This is a genomic window from Bacillus cereus group sp. MG4, assembly GCF_040460055.1.
In the GTDB taxonomy this organism is placed as follows: domain Bacteria; phylum Bacillota; class Bacilli; order Bacillales; family Bacillaceae_G; genus Bacillus_A; species Bacillus_A wiedmannii.
The window spans coordinates 744,022-761,234 of record NZ_JARVGZ010000001.1 but is presented as its reverse complement, the minus strand read 5'-3'; the positions used below and the strand labels follow the sequence as shown (position 1 = coordinate 761,234).

Genomic DNA, 17,213 nt, shown 5'->3' with positions numbered 1-17,213 from the left:
ATAAGTCTCGTAATTAATTAAACTAAAGTGTTATTTTAATAAAATAACGGGGAAAGGAGAGATTTATAGAAAAATCGTTGAGTATGTTTCTAAAATATTTTTGAAAATGTATGGAGTGAAATAAAAAGAACCCTTTATAAAATGGGTTCTTTTGCTGTGTTAATCTATTAATTACAATCTTGATAATAATCATTACACGAATCTTTATTATCGTTACAGCAAATACAAAATGTTTTTTACACAAATAAACTAATTATACTAGTAGGACCTTCCTGCTTGGTAAAAGTAAGACTTTGAAAATCTTCAACTTGAAATATTTTTGTTTGAACAGGTTGTAATGTTGCAGTAATTGGGCGGCTAGATTTTCTTGTTAGAATAGTTACTTGAACGGGTGCACTCATCCCGACAACGAATAACTGAATTAATGTTTTATTATGATTATTTGTGAAATCCTCAAATACAGTTTGTGGCGCGGTGGTTTCAAGGAAAACAGATAAAGGTATATTTCCATTTGCATTTTCTGCAGAACCAGTTATCGTATGAGTTTCAATAAAACAGTTATTTTTTTGATCGTTCGAATGCGATTGGTTTTTATAATATTTTTTACCATCTTTATAAAAATAATTAGCCATAATTATTTTTCTCTCCTTTCTTTGGAATATCAATATATGTTATTAATTAAAAGGAAAGAGTGCTTGTACAAAAGAATAATATCCGCTTTTGTAAAAAAATAGAAATATATTTGAGGATGTTGTAGTTTCTAACTAAAAATAAGCACACATTAAAGTGTGCTCTAGATAAGAAAGGTAAGAATCTTATGAATGGAGAATCTCCATTCAATAACATATGCTTGTCAAATTTTAAGGTGAAAAAACTTTTAACAAGAAAGTTATTCGGAAAGTTTTCCTGTGATGATACAATTATATTTTTGATTTTAGGTGCTTGGAATTAAGGATATCGAGATAGATTTATAAAAAAATTATAGAAATTTTAATTTTATTATAAATAAAGGAGCTGTTAGTCAAGTTTAACTAGCCGATACAGGAGGAGTAATCTAGATACATAGATATTATATTGAGTTATGTATTGTATTAGAGGAGGAATAAAGAATGTATACGTATTGGGAAACGTATTTAAAGAATTCTTCGAGAAGCAAGAACGAAATAAAAGAGCGGTTAGCAAAAGCTAACTGCTCCAAACAGGGATGTCACACTAGATGTATTTTTAGTATTAACGAAATATTGATTTTTATTCAAATGGAGAGAAGTAGGCTATTAACATGGAGATGCATAAATTCATATCCTGTAAGTAGTAAATTAATGACGGGATAGATTGAAAATGGATGATCCGATTAAGGAGATAGTTGGTGCTTGGTTTGTTGCAGTAGGGACAATTATTGCTGCGATTGGTAGTACACCTTTTAAAAAATTGAACGACGAATTAAGGAGAGATTTAAACGTATGGGGGAATGTATTACAGGCAACAGGGAACGGCCTGGAAGCTGATGGACAAGGGGAAATATCTCTTGAAAAAATCGGTAATGAAATCCAATCAATTGGTAATATAACGGTTTTAACAGGACTCATTATAGAATTTGAAGATAATATACAAAAAAAAGTAGTGATTGCAGGGAATTGGATACAAGCATTAGGTGGTATTACATCAATTGGTGGGGAATTAGAGGATAGTTCCGATATAGATGAATCGTATAACATTGCCGGGAATGTGTTACAAGCGACTGGGAATTCATTACAGGCAATAGGTGGAATTGATGAATTGAAAGCTAGTCGGGATAAAGTGGAGGGAATTTCGGAAGGCAATGAGGAGGATGGACAGATTATAGTAATTACGGGGAGCTGGATTCAAGCAGTTGGTTCTGTAGTTTCATTAATCGGTCAAATAAGAGAAGAAAGACAAGAGATAGTAGACAACAATTCATAATGAGTGTAATAAAATAATCTTTTTAAAGTGAAAGCAAACAGAATATAGTGCGAATAGAAAACTAGAGAACGCCAATTCATTAAGGTTGTTTTAAGACTATGTATGCTAGGTTCTTTGCTTTCAAGTTAAAAGTTCTTTCATTGGAATATTTACTAAAGAGACTTTCAAGTGAATAAGATACAGAAAGGTGACTATATGAATAAACAATATAGTCACCTTTCTATTATGATAACATTTTCATCATAAGTATATGCGGAATACCATCTTCAATAAATACATCAGAAGAAGTTTGATAATCTAATTTTTTATAAAATCCTTCAGCTTGTGTTTGACCGTGTAGTTTTACTTTTGTAGCTTCTTTGTCACGAGCAATTTCTTCTAGCGCTTTGATTATTACTTTTCCTAATCCGTATTTACGATAGTCTTTTAAAATACAGATGCGTTCTAATTTTCCTGCACCGTCAACAAATCGTATACGACCTGTACCTACAGGAAGATCGTTATAATAAACTAAAATATGTTTGCATTTCTCACCGATTTTATCGAATGTATCGAATGTATCGAATTCATCTTCAAGAGGGACATTTTGTTCTTTTACAAATACTTCTTTTCGAATATGAAAGGCGGTTTCTAAATCTGTAAGTTCTGTTATGACTTTGGAGTGCAAATTGTTCAGTCCTTTCTAGTGTGATGTGCTTTTGTTTTCATAGTATATCATAATGATACACAATACAGAGAAAATATAAAAAGCTGACTGTAAGAGTCAGCTTTCATTATAGTTCCTTTATCCCGTTTTTTGTTCCAATAATTGCCTTACTAGTCATATTAACAAACAACCCTGTTTCAACTACACCTGTAATCATTTTTAATTGAGTGTGTAAATTGGTAGGATTAGTTATGTTATGAGGGAATATACAATCAATAATCATGTTATTGTTATCGGTAATAAATGTTTCATTATTTTTTAAACGTAACGTTGTTTGACAACCTAAAGATTGAATTTTCCTTTCGGTTTGTTTCCATGAAAAAGGTATAATTTCAACAGGTAATGGGAAAGTACCTAAATGTGTTACAAGTTTCGATTCATCAGCAATAATAATTAGTTCTTTGGAGGAAGTGGCAACAATTTTCTCGCGAAGTAATGCGCCACCACCACCTTTTATAAGCTGTAAATTAGCATCAATTTCATCCGCTCCATCAATTGTAAGATCAAGGCTTTGTACGTCGTTTAACGAAATTAGAGAGATATTTAGTTGTTTAGCTAATACTTCCGTTTCTTTTGACGTTGGTACAGCTTGAAATGATAAGCCTTCTTTTACACGCTCACCTAATTTTTGTATCGTCCAATATACAGTAGAACCTGTGCCAAGTCCAACTTTCATCCCATCTTTTACAAAGTTTGCAGCATATTCACCAGCGAGCTGTTTTAAATTCAGCATATTATTCTGCTGGACGTGGGCCTGCATCAAGACCTGAATTTTCTACTGTAAGTATAGGACGAACGACTATATCTTTATGTACGTGCATTTGGCATGATAAACGTAAGTGATCTTCAATTCCTTTTTCTGTAATCGCATTTTTTTCATTTGTGCTCGCTTCACAGAAATCACCCGCAATAATTTCAACTCTACAAGTAGTGCAACGTGCTTTACCACCGCAACGATGGAGAATATGTACACCGTTATCTTCAATCGCTAATACTAACTTTGTTCCTTCTTTCACATCAAAAGTTCCCGCACCTTCAATTGTTAATTTTGGCAAATTTGTTCCTCCTCAAGTAAAATTGTACATAACATATTTATGACCGCGAATTATTGAACATAAACATAATTTTTTTATATGCCCCGTAACTTTTTTATTTGTTGAATCGTTAATTAAGTAAGCGCTGAAAAGGAGTGGTTATTTTGTGCACAAAAGTAACTCATATTTTAAAGAATCATATCGATATGAATCATTCAAATATAAACTTTTTAATTGAGCAATATGGAGAATTGAAAAGATACTGTACATTTTTAACGAAAAACAAATGGGACGGCGAAGATCTTGCCCAAGAAACAGTTTGTAAAGTTCTTCAAAAATATAGTAATAAAGATATTTGTATAACGCTTGTATATAAAATAGCTAGAAATCGCTGGATAGACCAGATGAAATCAAAATCAGTTCATGAAAAAATAAAGGAACAAATTATTTTTGATGCCCCACAAGAGAACATTGCAGATTTGCATGAAATGGTAGGGAAAGTATTATCGTCATTAAATGTACAGCAATCCGCAATTTTACTATTAAAAGATGTGTTTCAATATAGTTTAGCTGATATTGCTAAAGTATGTTCCGTATCAGAAGGTGCAGTAAAAGCCTCTTTATTTCGGAGTAGAAATAGGCTGAAAACTGTAAGCGAAGAAGGGATAGAGATGGTCGAATTCACAGATGACATTGAAGTTGTAGTAACGTCTATTCGGGAGGAAAAGCCAGAATTACTAACAAAACTTCTTCCTACAATAGATTTTACTAAGTTACCATCTAAACAGCCAGTCTTACTATTTTATGCGAAAAAACCTTCTTCCTACAGTTGTATGCTTTGTGCGGCATAACAATTATTGGAGGGATTTAAAATGAATGCAATTCCATATGTAGTAGAACAAACGAAATTAGGAGAACGTTCCTATGATATATATTCAAGGTTATTAAAAGATCGCATTATTATTATCGGTTCAGAAATAAATGATCAAGTAGCGAGTAGTGTCGTAGCTCAATTATTATTTTTAGAAGCGGAAGATGCAGAGAAAGATATATATTTATACATCAATAGCCCAGGTGGTTCAACAACAGCGGGTTTTGCCATATTAGATACGATGAATCTCATTAAACCAGATGTACAAACGCTATGCATGGGATTTGCAGCATCATTTGGTGCATTGTTATTATTATCAGGTGCAAAAGGAAAACGGTTTGCGCTACCTAACAGTGAAATTATGATTCATCAGCCACTTGGTGGTGCGCAAGGCCAGGCAACAGAAATTGAAATAACAGCGAAAAGAATACTAAAGTTAAAGCGTGATATTAATAAAATGATTGCAGAAAAAACGGGGCAATCAATTGAAAGAGTAGCACATGATACAGAAAGAGATTATTTTATGACTGCTGAAGAAGCGAAAGAATATGGGATTGTAGATGATGTTGTTACGAAAAAATAAGATAAAACAGGCTAGAGGAATAGCATATCCTCTAGCCTGTTTTATTAATCTTTTACCCATTCATCAACTAGCGCTTGATTCTTTTCAATCCATTTGCGCGCCGCTTCTTCAGGATCTTTCGTTTTATTTAACATGACCATTAATGTACCAAGCTGTTCATCGTTCATTTTCCATTTGTCAAAGTATTTCACGATATCCGGATGATCTTTTTCGAAACCTTTACGAACAGAGTAATAAATGTCATCTTTTTCACCATATACTTTCTTAGGGTCTTTTAAATATTTTAAGTTAAATTCTGAAAAGCCCCAATGCGGATTCCAAAGCGTAACAGCGATTGGTTTCTTTTTCTTATATGCTTTCTTTAATTCACTCATCATCGCAGCTTCAGAAGATTGGACAAGTTTTAATTTAATATCATATTCCTTCATAGCTTTATTTGTTAAATTCATAAGACTACTACCGGGTTCGATACCGACAATTTTGTTATCTAGTTCATCTTTATGAGCATTTAAATCCTCAATACTGTTAATGTTTTTCACATAAGAAGGGACGACAAGGCCAAGGCCAGTACCTTCATACCATTTTGATTTTAAGACAATATCATCTTTATAACGAGCATTTAGCGGTTTATCCGTAACAGGTAGCCATACTTCTAAATTCGCATCCACATCACCACGAGCAACGCCAGTCCAAATCGCAGCTTTTTCTAAATACATGAGCTCAACTTTGTAACCTTTTTGTTCTAATAAAACTTTCCACATGTTTGCCGTTGCAATGTTTTCTTTCCAACTTGTTACACCAAGTTTAATTTTCCCTTTCGAATTTGCATTTGTTGCATTACATGAAGAGAATATCATAGTAATAAATAATGCAAGGCATATAAGCCATATTTTCTTTTTCATCGAAACCCTCCTAAGAAATGTTTGCCTTTTTAAATAAATGTATAAGTAAGCATTCTTATTATGAACGGAAACGCGAATTTTAAAGAAATCTTATGAATGTCATTTTTATGTAATATTTCTTTGTAAAATCGCAACACTATATGAATAGATGGGTAGAAAAGGAGTAGTGACATGGATAATACAAAGGTGCGTGTTGAAAACGTAACAAAAGTATTTGGGAAACACCCGCAAAGAGCGCTGTCTTTATTAAAAGAAGGAAAAAGCAAATCGGAAATTTTGAAAGAGACAGGAATGAACGTTGGTGTAAAAAAGGCAACATTTGAAGTATATACTGGAGAGATTTTCGTTATTATGGGTTTGTCTGGTAGCGGGAAATCTACGTTAGTTCGGATGTTAAACCAATTAATTAAACCAACAGCGGGGCATATATACATAGATGGTGAAGATATCGCAACGATGGGAAAAGAAGAGTTGCGAAGAGTGAGAAGAACGAAGATGAGTATGGTGTTTCAAAAGTTCGCTTTATTTCCACATCGTACAGTAATACAAAATGTTGCGTACGGGTTAGAAATTCAAGGAGTTCCAGTAGAGGAACGAGAGAATAAAGCGTTAGAATCGCTACAGTTAGTAGGACTCGATCATCATAAAGATAATTATCCAAGTCAACTTAGTGGCGGTATGCAGCAGCGTGTTGGAATCGCAAGGGCATTAACAAATAATCCAGATGTATTGTTAATGGATGAGTCATTTAGTGCATTAGACCCACTGATTCGAAAAGAAATGCAAGATGAGCTGTTAGAATTACAAGATAAAATGGAGAAAACAATTATTTTTATTACACATGATTTAGATGAAGCTCTTCGAATTGGAGATCGTATCGCATTAATGAAAGATGGAGAGATTGTCCAAATTGGAACACCGGAAGAAATTATGATGAGTCCTGCCAATGAATTTGTAGAGAAATTCGTAGCGGATGTAAATTTAGGAAAAGTAATTACGGCGGAATCTATATTAAAACGACCGGAGACTTTATTAATTGATCGTGGACCGCGTGTAGCACTTCAAATTATGAGGAACGCTGGCGTTTCTACTGTGTATGTTGTTAACAAAAAGTATGAGTTTTTAGGGATATTAACGGCAGATGATGCGAGTAAAGCCGTTCAAAAACAGTGGCCAATTGCTGATTTATTACTTACCGATATCCCGCATGTGTATTTAGATACTTTACTTGAAGAAACGTATGCGAAAATGGCGGAGATGAAATATCCGTTACCAGTAATTGATGAGAAGAAAAGGCTAAGAGGAATTATTAAACGCGAAAGTGTCATTCAAGCTCTTGCAGGTAATATTGAGGAAGAGGTGAAAGACGATGAGTAGTATACCACGTATTCCATTAGGAGAATGGGTCGATTCATTTGTTGCAAGTTTATATGAGCACCTTGAAGGCTTATTCCGAGGATTCTCTTATATTATCGGTGGATTCGTTGATTTACTCACTAATTTTTTAACAATAATACCGGCCATATTGATGATTATTATCCTTTGTTTCCTCATTTGGTACACAACGAGAAAGGTATCTTTAATTATTTTTACATTGATCGGTTTATTATTTATTTTAAATATTAACTACTGGGCACAGACGATGCAAACATTAGCACTTGTACTTACGTCTGTTATTATTTCAATTATTGTAGGAATCCCAATCGGAATTTTAGCTTCTCAAAATGAACGCTTCTCAAAATTTTTAAAACCGACATTAGACTTTATGCAAACAATGCCGGCTTTCGTATATCTTATTCCTGCAATTACATTTTTCGGAGTAGGTGTAGTGCCTGGGATTATCGCATCCGTAATCTTTGCAATGCCACCGACAATTCGTTTTACTGACTTAGGAATTAGACAAGTTCCAGAAGATTTAATTGAAGCAGCGAATGCATTTGGATCCACAGCATCACAAAAACTATTTAAAGTACAATTACCACTTGCAACCGGAACGATTATGGCTGGAGTGAACCAAAGTATTATGCTTTCGTTATCGATGGTTGTAACAGCATCTCTTGTAGGAGCTCCTGGACTTGGAGTTGATGTATACCGCTCTGTAACACAAGTTAATATCGGAATGGGATTTGAAGCCGGACTAGCTATTGTTGTCATTGCGATTATATTAGACCGCATTACACAAGGATTCCATCAAAAAAGAAGATAAAAGGAAAACACACTTTATTATACAAAGTGTGTTTTTTTGTTCAAAAAAATTACATATGAACGATAACAGAACCGCCAGCTGGTGCGCAAACTTGGTTTTGTTGTTGTTCCATTGATTTAATTAATTGATTATTTTCGTCGATTAATGAGATTAGTTTCGCTAATTGACTTTCAAGACTTGCAATACGCTGCATCATATATTGTGAATCATGATGTAATGTATTCCTTACGGGATGGGGGGAATAAACATATTGTTGATTCATATTTGGATTCCAATAAGGATGCATTTAAATCGTTCCTCCTTAAATAAATTACGGATCTTTCTTATAGTAAATGCCTATGTATAATTAATGGTTACTTGAAATTTTTTTATGATAAAAGGAGTATGTACATAAAATGGAAAATATTATATGTGAAGTTATAGTACATTTTTTGGAAATATTGAAACGAGATAGTGCATATATTAATACATTCAAGTAAATGTATGTTATTTAGGGAGAAATGATGGGAGGAAATGCAATTTTGGCTAAAAATAAAAAAAGAAATGATGCTTTGGCAATAGGTGTCGGTATAGGGGTTGTAATTGGTGTATTTCAAGGGCACTTTACAAATAATTTAGTAATCGGAATTGTGATTGGGATTATAATTGGGATTGCGTTTTTGAAGAAATAATGAGGTGTAAATTCATTTCAAAAATTGCTGTATTAAAAGAATGAAAATTCGGAATATCAAACCTGTTTTTCCTTTTTTTGTGATATTATATATAAAAAGGATGGTGATGGATATGTCAACAAACAATCAAGTAGAACAAAACTGCTTCATTTGCGAAAAACATAAAGGAAATATTATAGTTCCAGGTGGAGCTATTTACGAAGATGAACTCGTTTACGTTGGACATGTCCATTGGGATAGTGAAGAAACATACCTAGGTTATGTAATGATAGATATAAAAAGACATGTACCTGGTCTCGCTGAACTAACAGATGAAGAAGCGAAAGCGTTCGGACTTATAACAAGTAGAGTAAGTAAAGCATTAAAAGAAAGTGAAGGAGCAGAACATATTTACACTTTTGTTTCAGGAAATGGTGTACCACATATGCATATGCACATTATTCCGCGTTATCCGAATACACCAAAAGAGTTTTGGTCACCAACCGAAGTAGCGAAATGGACTGGTGCACCATATGGTGACGAAGAGAAAATAAAAAAACTATGCGAAAGAATACGAAAGTATATGGTAAATGAGTATGCATACAACAAATAATACACAATATTCGTGGGTTGGAAGTAGGGAAATGTGTTTAGGTGAAATCTTAGTTAAGCAATATGGTGATATTGTACTTGGTAAATATGGCGGGAATATAAGTGCTGGAGCGAAAAAGAATGAAGATGGTGCATTAGTTTGGTCAAATGGTGAATGGGAATTTGCAGCTATTTTAGATGGACATAATAGTGCGGAAAGTGTTGACTTAGTAGTAAATACAATCGAAAAAGAATATGAAAATATAAAAGTAATTTTGAATGAACCAATTAATTCAGTATTTCAGTCTGTTGAAAATCATATACTTACAATCTTTCAATCCTCTTCATTTAAGGAAAAGTGCCAAAGCATTAAAGGTGAAACAGCTTGCCTAATATGTGTAAGAAAAGAAAATTATATATGGTGGTTGTCTATTGGCGATTGCCTCATTTATGTATTACATGAAGAGTTACATAAGTTAGGGCAATATGCATTAAATCAACGTCATTTTTACGAATGGATTGGATATGTAAACACATTTGATTTACCCGTTCCTTGCTATTCAACAGGAATTCGTGAATTACGTACTGGGAAGAATCGAATTGTAATGGTTACAGATGGAGTATTAGAATGTGGAGAACGACATTATGAAGCACCATTAAATCTGTATAACGATATGAACGGAAGTAATGTAGAACTAAAAGAAAATGTTCATAATGTTTTAGAACACGTTCATCAGCAATTAGGGAGAGATAGTGCGACTATTATTAGTTGGGACGTAGAGAACAAAATGAGTACTACGTATCCGAGTGATCAGCCGGAGAAAATCCAGACGATAAGATAAAGGAGGTGATCTCTCTAATGCATGTGAAAGTAATTGTATTAGTTTTATGGATCATATTCTTATTTGTTTTAGAAAATATAGTGAGAAAAAGGCTAAATATACCGAAACAAAAAGGATGGAATAATAAATATGTAAATAAGCTGCATAAATGGGGAAACAGGATTATTATTTTTTCCTATATAGTAGTTATAATTATATGCTCTTCTCTTTCGAACCCTCTATACATGGGCTTTCTACCCTTTCTGTTTTTAATTACGTTGTATAGTTTCGAATCATATATGGAATGGAAATATGATAGAGAATCAAGGGAGTTTTTGATGTCCTTAGGCGGAGTTGTATCACTATTGATAACGGGGATAATTCTATATTTCCTTATTTAATACGTATTGATTAAGACACTATGGCAATATCATAAAATGAGCAATTATAGGGAGAGAAGAAATGAAAAGTCCTCGATTACGTGCTGAAGTAATGATTTTAAATGAAGACCATTCTAAAGTACTTGTACAATGTGATTTAAGAGAAACATTTTATCGTTTTCCAGGAGGTTCTATTGAATTTGGTGAAACAGCAAAAGAAGCAATAGTAAGAGAATTAATAGAAGAATACAATTTGAAGATTGATGTTCAAGAATTGGCCGTAGTAAATGAACATATTTTCGAGTGGGACAACGAAAAAGGACATCATTGCACATTGATACATAGGGGAATTGTTAAAGAGAGGGTAATAAATGAAATTAGACATAAAGAATATGAGGATATTATATTAATTTGGAAAAGTATAAATGAATTAAAGGAGAGGCCCACATATCCTGAAGAAATTGTAAGTTATTTAGAAGAGAATAAACGTAATATAGTCCACTCTATTTCTAAAAATAAATAAAGTAATAGGAGGGGGATAACAATGGGTATTTCTACAATCTTGATTATTATTATTGGACTGGCTATAGGTGGTTACTTTTTAGAACAGTTTTTAAGAATAAAATTAAATATGGAGAAAAGAGGCTTCTTTGGATATAAGCATGTGAATAGTTTACATGTAAAAATAGAAATAGGACTTATTATTATTTATATAATAGGTAGTTGTTATTATATGTTTAAATTTGAAAACTCTAAAATGGCTTATGTCATGTTCATTTATTTAGGGATATCATCGACTTTAAGAGCATGGATGGAATGGAAGTATGATAGAGAATCAAAAGAATATATACTCTCGATAACGGGAATGGTTGCATTTATATTGATGCTCTCAATACTAGTTTATTTCGTTCCACCTGCTGTATAATAAGGTGATTATTGATGGTACAAATCAAGAGTTAACTAATAAATAAGAAACCATTGAGTAGTAAATGGTTTCTTATTTAAATTCATCATTTATTTTGGCTAATATGGATGTAACGAAATTTGTTTTATCCTCAGCATATTGATATTTATCATTAGGATTAGCTTGTGAAAGTTGAATCTTTAACTGTTCATACTGAATACGAGAAGTTTTATTGTCTATTAAGTAATCTCTAAATTGTAATTGCTCTATTAAATATGTATTTCCTTGTTCATACATATGAATTTGATAAGTTCGTGGTTCTCCTTTATTAAAATAATATCGTTCAGGCAGTACATCTTTTCTGTATTTATAGTTTAGTAGTTCTAACTTTTTTATACATTTTAAACCGTCCGTATAATTTTCTAGTTCGATTGCAATATCAATAATTGGCTTTGCACTTAAATGTGGAATAGAAGTACTACCAATATGGTGTATCGCTAAAATATGTTTGCCAATTTGTTCTTCAATGAGTTGTTTTTCTTACATAAACTCAATTTGCCATTCTTTAGTCCATGGAACTAAAAACACTTTTCCAAACGGTAAACCTAACATTTGATTAGCACCTCTTTCAAAATGTTTATCAAAAAAGTAAACTACATTTTCTTAAAGCTTCTTAAAACAAGGTATTCCCACAATCTCCAAGGAAGAATCTTCTTCGCGAACATCATAAATTTTACACCTTTTCCAATCGGATATCGTAATTTCGTACGCTTCGATTCTGCAATTTCTACGATTTTATTAGAAACATCTATCGGATTACCAAATGTATCACTGCCGCTATTAATATGTTTTTGTATTTTATCCATATATTCTTTGTAAGGAGAAGTAGTTTCAGATTGGTTTGTAGCTAGTTGTTTACCCACTTCCCATATATTTGTGTTATAAGAACCTGGTTCCACTAATACAACATCTATTCCGAACGGTTTTACTTCTAAACGAAGGGATTCACTCCAGCCTTCTAACGCATATTTTGAAGAAACGTAAGGGGATAGACCAGGGAATCCAATTTGACCACTAATGCTACTTAAATTAATGATTTTCCCACCTTTTTGTACTCTCATATAAGGTAAAACAAGCTGAGTGATTGAAATAGCCCCAAAAAGATTCGTTTCAAATTGTTTACGGTATTCCTCTACTGAAATTTCTTCTACAAAGCCCCCATGTGCATATCCTGCGTTATTAATAAGTAGGTCTACTCTGTTTATTTCTTTTAAATATAATTGAAAGTTATGTATTGAGTTTTGATCGGTTACATCTAATTGTTGAACTGTTATGTTTTTCTGTAAGTTGAGTTGAGTAGCTTGAGATATTAAGTTCACTTGTTTTTCTAGGTTTCGCATTGTAGCTATGACTAAATAATCTTTTTTCGCAAGCTCAAGTGTTGTTAAAAGACCGAAACCATTTGAAGCCCCGGTTATAACTGCGATTTTTTTATCCATTTTCCGCCAGCTTTCTTTTTCTTTTATCATAACGAGTTATGAAAATAAAATCTATTATTCTTACATTCGTTTAGAGAGAAATACCCGTTAATTCTATATTCTATGAGATTTTTAAAAGAGGGAATTATAAAGACTCAGCGTATATAGAGAAGTGAGTATTAATATGTTAATGAAATGAGGGAAAAAAATGGCCCATGTAAAAGATGTATTAGCAGATCAATTATTGGCGAATGCAAACGATCCTAGTTGGTATATTCCATTTTCGGATGCAGTGAAAGATCTATCTGAGAGAGAAGCTTTCTGGAAACCGAATGAAGAGAGTAATAGTATAGCTGAAATTGTACAACATTTACTGTATTGGAACTCAACGTGGCAAACTAGGTACAAAGAATCGAATGTGAATGCCGTGCCCGCTATTGGTGATAATAACAAAAGTTTTATGCTTTCAAATAATCAAACCTTCGATGAGTTGAGAGAAAAACTACTAGAGAAACTGTTACAATGGCAAAAACTTATAAATGAAGAGAAGGTTGAAAGTGATGTCGTTGGATTTCCTGTTTCCGCAAAATGGTGGGAAATATTAGCGAATGTAACAACTCATAACGCTTATCATATTGGTCAAATTATTTACATCCGGAAGTTGCAGAAGAGTTTTGAGAATGAATAAGATAATAATTCTCAAATTAGGTGAACAAAAGTGGACAAAACGAGACATATGTCTCATTTTGTCCACTTTTTTATTATGAAAGAAAAGAGAAAACCTATGAAATCAAGAATTAGAATTTGGCACAGTACTTGCGATATAAAAGATGAACAAGAAAATAGGAGGGCTGAACATGTTAAAAACAACTGAAAGTAAAGGGAATGAAATTACGAAAGAACAAGCTCGTTGGATGTATGAAAAAATGTTAGAGATTCGTAAGTTTGAAGATAAGGTGCATGAATTATTCGCCCAAGGCGTTCTGCCAGGTTTCGTTCATTTATACGCAGGTGAAGAAGCGGTAGCAGTTGGTGTATGTGCCCACTTAACGGATCGTGACAGTATTACAAGTACGCATAGAGGACATGGACATTGTATCGCAAAAGGCTGTGATTTAAACGGGATGATGGCTGAACTTTTCGGGAAAGTGACAGGGTTATGTAAAGGTAAAGGCGGTTCCATGCATATTGCCGATTTAAATAAAGGAATGCTTGGTGCAAATGGGATTGTAGGTGGAGGTTTTCCACTTGCTTGTGGCTCAGCATTAACAGCTAAATATAAAGGAACGAAAGATGTGAGTGTTTGCTTCTTCGGTGACGGAGCAAATAATGAAGGGACATTTCACGAAGGGGTTAACTTAGCAGCGATTTGGAAGTTACCAGTTATTTTTATCGCCGAAAATAACGGTTACGGTGAAGCAACGACATTTGAATATGCGTCAAGTTGTGATTCCATTGCAGATCGAGCAAAAGCCTACAATATTCCAGGTATTCAAGTGGATGGAAAAGATTTACTTGCAGTATATAAAGCCGCGGAAGAAGCAGTAGAACGTGCGCGTAATGGTGGTGGTCCAACAATAATTGAATGTATGACATATCGCAATTACGGTCATTTCGAAGGTGAAGCACAAACGTATAAAACTTCAGAAGAAAAAGAAGAACATTTAAATGAAAAAGATGCGATTGTGAATTTCCGTAAGCATTTAATTCATGAAGCGCTATTAAGTGAATCTGAACTTGTCGATATGGAAAAGGCAGTAGATGAAGCAGTGCAAAGATCAATTGAATTTAGTGAAAATAGTCCATATCCAGAGGATGAAGAATTATTAAAAGATGTATACGTTTCTTACAAATAATAGGAGGGTGAAAAATAATGACTAGAACAGTAAGTATGTCAACTGCAATTAATGAAGCGATGAAAATATCAATGCGTCGTGATGAAAATGTAATTTTAATCGGAGAAGATGTTGCAGGCGGTGCACAAGTTGATCACTTGCAAGACGATGAAGCATGGGGCGGTGTACTCGGTGTTACGAAAGGCCTTGTACAAGAATTTGGCCGAAATCGTATTTTAGATACACCTATTTCAGAAGCGGGTTATATGGGGGCGGCGATGGCAGCTGCTGCAACAGGATTACGTCCGATTGCTGAATTAATGTTTAATGACTTTATAGGTAGTTGCCTTGATCAAGTATTAAACCAAGGTGCAAAGTTCCGCTACATGTTCGGTGGTAAAGCGAAAGTGCCAGTTACAGTACGTACGATGCATGGTGCTGGTTTTAGCGCAGCGGCACAGCATTCACAAAGTTTATATGCGTTATTTACGAGCATTCCAGGTATAAAAGTTGTCGTTCCTTCTACTCCGTATGACGCAAAAGGCTTATTATTAGCAGCAATTGAAGATGACGATCCAGTGATCTTCTTTGAAGATAAAACACTTTACAATATGAAAGGCGAAGTACCAGAAGAATACTATACAATTCCATTAGGGAAAGCAGATATTAAACGTGCAGGTTCTGATGTAACAATCGTCGCAATTGGAAAACAAGTTCATACAGCACTTGCAGCTGCAAAGCAATTATCGAAAAAGGGACTTGAAGTGGAAGTAATTGATCCACGTTCTTTATCACCACTGGATGAAGATACGATTTTAGCATCTGTTGAAAAAACGAATCGCCTAATTGTTATTGACGAAGCAAATCCAAGATGTAGTATCGCAACGGATATTGCAGCAATTGTAGCGGATAAAGGATTCGATTTGTTAGATGCACCTATTAAACGAATTACAGCACCACATACACCAGTTCCGTTCTCTCCACCACTTGAAAAGTTATATTTACCAACGCCGGAAAAAGTAATTGAAACTGTATCAGAAATGATCGGAGACCAATCTTTATTACATGTGTAATGAAACGATGAGAAGGGAGAGAGAAACATGGCTGTTGAAGTTGTAATGCCAAAGTTAGGTATGGCGATGAAAGAAGGTATTATTACGAGCTGGAATATTAAAGCAGGTGATAATGTAGAAAAAGGTGAACTAATTGCTAGCATTAACTCGGAAAAAATCGAAACTGAAATAGAAGCACCGGCTGATGGAACTGTTCTTGATATAACTGTAAGTGAAGATGAGGGAGTTCCACCGGGTACTGTAATTTGCTATATCGGTAAGCCGAACGAAAAAGTAGAAGTCTATGAAAATACAAATGTTGTAAAAGAAAAAACACCTAATGCGGAACCTAAAAATATACAACATCCAGAACCATATGCGAAAGAAGTAGCGAAGCAAAGAATCAAAATATCTCCGGTTGCGAAAAAGATTGCAAAAACTGAAAATCTTGATATTAGATCATTAATTGGTACAGGACCTGGTGGAAGAATTATAAAAGTAGATGTATTAAAGGCACTTGAAGAAAGAGTTGCAATTCCAGAAGTACTTGAACAAGAAGAAAGTAAAGTCATTCCTGTGACTGGTATGCGAAAAGCAATTGCGAACCGTATGCATGCAAGCCTACAAAATAGTGCGCAATTAACATTAACGATGAAAGTAGATATTACAGATTTAGTAGCTTTACATAAAGAAATAGCGGAAGTTGTACAAAAACGCTATGATAACAAACTAACTATTACAGATTTCGTTTCTCGTGCTGTTGTATTAGCGCTTAGAGAGCATAAAGAAATGAACAGCGCGTATATAAATGATGCCATTCATCAATTTGCACATGTTCATTTAGGCATGGCAGTCGCTTTAGAAAAAGGATTAGTCGTTCCGTCTATTCGCTTTGCTAATAATTTATCTTTAGTAGAATTATCTAAAGAAATTAAAAATGTGGCACAAAAAGCAAGAGAAGGTAGTTTAAGTAGTGACGATATGCAAGGAACAACCTTTACAATTAGTAATTTAGGTAGCTTTGGAATTGAGTATTTCACACCAGTATTAAATACACCTGAGACTGGTATTTTAGGTGTTGGTGCAATTGAACATGTTCCTGTATATAAAGGGAAAAAATTAAGAAAAGGAAGTATGTTACCTTTGAGTTTAACTTTCGATCATCGTGTACTAGATGGTGCGCCAGCAGCTGCATTTTTACGTACAATTAAACGTTATTTAGAAGAACCTGTAACAATTCTTTTATAAAGAGAAGGTGA

Annotated in this window: 21 protein-coding genes and 2 pseudogenes; 15 read left to right on the top strand and 8 right to left on the bottom strand. The window is 33.8% G+C overall.

The window, feature by feature from the left end:
- Positions 1-167: 167 nt before the first annotated feature.
- Positions 168-632: pseudogene (locus QCI41_RS03935) on the bottom strand (exosporium protein D).
- 706 nt (positions 633-1,338) lie between these two features.
- Here QCI41_RS03935 and QCI41_RS03930 point away from each other — a divergent pair.
- Positions 1,339-1,941: a DUF6944 family repetitive protein gene (locus QCI41_RS03930; RefSeq protein ID WP_353838268.1), complete on the top strand. Its 603-nt coding sequence runs from the start codon at positions 1,339-1,341 to the stop codon at positions 1,939-1,941.
- A gap of 223 nt (positions 1,942-2,164) precedes the next feature.
- On the opposite strand, the gene QCI41_RS03925 is transcribed toward QCI41_RS03930, so the two are convergent.
- From QCI41_RS03925 to QCI41_RS03915, 3 genes are all read right to left on the bottom strand, one after another.
- Entirely contained in the window at positions 2,165-2,608 is a 444-nt protein-coding gene (locus QCI41_RS03925; protein WP_353838269.1) for a GNAT family N-acetyltransferase, read from the bottom strand.
- Between the two features lie 106 nt (positions 2,609-2,714).
- Complete coding sequence (gene rpiA, locus QCI41_RS03920; RefSeq protein ID WP_353838874.1) at positions 2,715-3,377, bottom strand: ribose 5-phosphate isomerase A; 663 nt, start codon at positions 3,375-3,377, stop codon at positions 2,715-2,717.
- Between the two features lie 4 nt (positions 3,378-3,381).
- Positions 3,382-3,702, bottom strand: a complete 321-nt coding sequence (locus QCI41_RS03915; RefSeq protein WP_046954108.1) for a 2Fe-2S iron-sulfur cluster-binding protein — start codon at positions 3,700-3,702, stop codon at positions 3,382-3,384.
- Positions 3,703-3,845: 143 nt separating this feature from the next.
- On the opposite strand from QCI41_RS03915, the gene QCI41_RS03910 reads away from it, so the two are divergent.
- Complete coding sequence (locus QCI41_RS03910) at positions 3,846-4,532, top strand: RNA polymerase subunit sigma-70 (protein WP_353838270.1); 687 nt, start codon at positions 3,846-3,848, stop codon at positions 4,530-4,532.
- 21 nt (positions 4,533-4,553) lie between these two features.
- On the top strand, positions 4,554-5,135 hold the full coding sequence (clpP, locus tag QCI41_RS03905; protein ID WP_000991621.1) for an ATP-dependent Clp endopeptidase proteolytic subunit ClpP: 582 nt from the start codon (positions 4,554-4,556) through the stop codon (positions 5,133-5,135).
- Positions 5,136-5,179: 44 nt separating this feature from the next.
- Here the strand turns inward: clpP and QCI41_RS03900 are convergent, their stop codons facing one another.
- Complete coding sequence (locus QCI41_RS03900; protein WP_088081336.1) at positions 5,180-6,037, bottom strand: glycine betaine ABC transporter substrate-binding protein; 858 nt, start codon at positions 6,035-6,037, stop codon at positions 5,180-5,182.
- 171 nt (positions 6,038-6,208) lie between these two features.
- Between QCI41_RS03900 and QCI41_RS03895 the strand changes: the two genes are divergently transcribed.
- Together QCI41_RS03895 and QCI41_RS03890 are read left to right on the top strand one after the other, a co-directional pair.
- Positions 6,209-7,414 (top strand): quaternary amine ABC transporter ATP-binding protein, encoded by a 1,206-nt coding sequence (locus tag QCI41_RS03895; RefSeq protein WP_000370614.1) that lies wholly within the window; start codon positions 6,209-6,211, stop codon positions 7,412-7,414.
- Entirely contained in the window at positions 7,407-8,243 is an 837-nt protein-coding gene (locus tag QCI41_RS03890) for an ABC transporter permease (RefSeq protein WP_000095064.1), read from the top strand. The genes QCI41_RS03895 and QCI41_RS03890 overlap by 8 nt, the downstream gene beginning before the upstream one ends.
- A 49-nt stretch (positions 8,244-8,292) precedes the next feature.
- Here QCI41_RS03890 and QCI41_RS03885 read toward each other — a convergent pair whose 3' ends face one another.
- On the bottom strand, positions 8,293-8,529 hold the full coding sequence (locus QCI41_RS03885) for a hypothetical protein (protein ID WP_353838271.1): 237 nt from the start codon (positions 8,527-8,529) through the stop codon (positions 8,293-8,295).
- A 217-nt stretch (positions 8,530-8,746) separates the two neighbouring features.
- On the opposite strand from QCI41_RS03885, the gene QCI41_RS03880 reads away from it, so the two are divergent.
- The 6 genes from QCI41_RS03880 to QCI41_RS03855 all read left to right on the top strand — a co-directional run bounded on the left by QCI41_RS03880 (position 8,747) and on the right by QCI41_RS03855 (position 11,610).
- Entirely contained in the window at positions 8,747-8,914 is a 168-nt protein-coding gene (locus tag QCI41_RS03880; protein WP_000509286.1) for a glycine zipper domain-containing protein, read from the top strand.
- A gap of 112 nt (positions 8,915-9,026) precedes the next feature.
- The gene (locus tag QCI41_RS03875) at positions 9,027-9,506 is read left to right on the top strand and encodes an HIT family protein (RefSeq protein WP_000106234.1); all 480 of its coding nucleotides are present in this window, start codon (positions 9,027-9,029) and stop codon (positions 9,504-9,506) included.
- Positions 9,490-10,326, top strand: a complete 837-nt coding sequence (locus QCI41_RS03870; RefSeq protein ID WP_353838272.1) for a PP2C family serine/threonine-protein phosphatase — start codon at positions 9,490-9,492, stop codon at positions 10,324-10,326. Before QCI41_RS03875 ends, QCI41_RS03870 begins: the two co-directional genes overlap by 17 nt.
- Before the next feature lie 17 nt (positions 10,327-10,343).
- Positions 10,344-10,706 (top strand): DUF4181 domain-containing protein, encoded by a 363-nt coding sequence (locus QCI41_RS03865; protein ID WP_000558206.1) that lies wholly within the window; start codon positions 10,344-10,346, stop codon positions 10,704-10,706.
- A gap of 61 nt (positions 10,707-10,767) precedes the next feature.
- The gene (locus QCI41_RS03860; RefSeq protein WP_353838273.1) at positions 10,768-11,208 is read left to right on the top strand and encodes an NUDIX domain-containing protein; all 441 of its coding nucleotides are present in this window, start codon (positions 10,768-10,770) and stop codon (positions 11,206-11,208) included.
- A 21-nt stretch (positions 11,209-11,229) separates the two neighbouring features.
- Positions 11,230-11,610, top strand: coding sequence for a DUF4181 domain-containing protein (locus QCI41_RS03855; RefSeq protein ID WP_098150854.1), 381 nt, complete (start codon positions 11,230-11,232; stop codon positions 11,608-11,610).
- A 72-nt stretch (positions 11,611-11,682) separates the two neighbouring features.
- Here QCI41_RS03855 and QCI41_RS03850 read toward each other — a convergent pair.
- Positions 11,683-12,201 (bottom strand): annotated as a pseudogene (locus QCI41_RS03850) (GrpB family protein).
- A gap of 41 nt (positions 12,202-12,242) precedes the next feature.
- Entirely contained in the window at positions 12,243-13,088 is an 846-nt protein-coding gene (locus QCI41_RS03845) for an oxidoreductase (protein ID WP_046959630.1), read from the bottom strand.
- Between the two features lie 187 nt (positions 13,089-13,275).
- On the opposite strand from QCI41_RS03845, the gene QCI41_RS03840 reads away from it, so the two are divergent.
- The 4 genes from QCI41_RS03840 to QCI41_RS03825 all read left to right on the top strand — a co-directional run bounded on the left by QCI41_RS03840 (position 13,276) and on the right by QCI41_RS03825 (position 17,202).
- Positions 13,276-13,755 (top strand): DinB family protein, encoded by a 480-nt coding sequence (locus QCI41_RS03840; RefSeq protein WP_046959629.1) that lies wholly within the window; start codon positions 13,276-13,278, stop codon positions 13,753-13,755.
- 169 nt (positions 13,756-13,924) lie between these two features.
- Positions 13,925-14,923 (top strand): acetoin:2,6-dichlorophenolindophenol oxidoreductase subunit alpha, encoded by a 999-nt coding sequence (gene acoA / locus QCI41_RS03835; RefSeq protein ID WP_353838274.1) that lies wholly within the window; start codon positions 13,925-13,927, stop codon positions 14,921-14,923.
- A gap of 17 nt (positions 14,924-14,940) precedes the next feature.
- Positions 14,941-15,975 (top strand): acetoin:2,6-dichlorophenolindophenol oxidoreductase subunit beta, encoded by a 1,035-nt coding sequence (gene acoB, locus QCI41_RS03830; protein ID WP_046954100.1) that lies wholly within the window; start codon positions 14,941-14,943, stop codon positions 15,973-15,975.
- Between the two features lie 27 nt (positions 15,976-16,002).
- Positions 16,003-17,202, top strand: coding sequence for a dihydrolipoamide acetyltransferase family protein (locus QCI41_RS03825; protein ID WP_353838275.1), 1,200 nt, complete (start codon positions 16,003-16,005; stop codon positions 17,200-17,202).
- Positions 17,203-17,213: the final 11 nt, after the last annotated feature.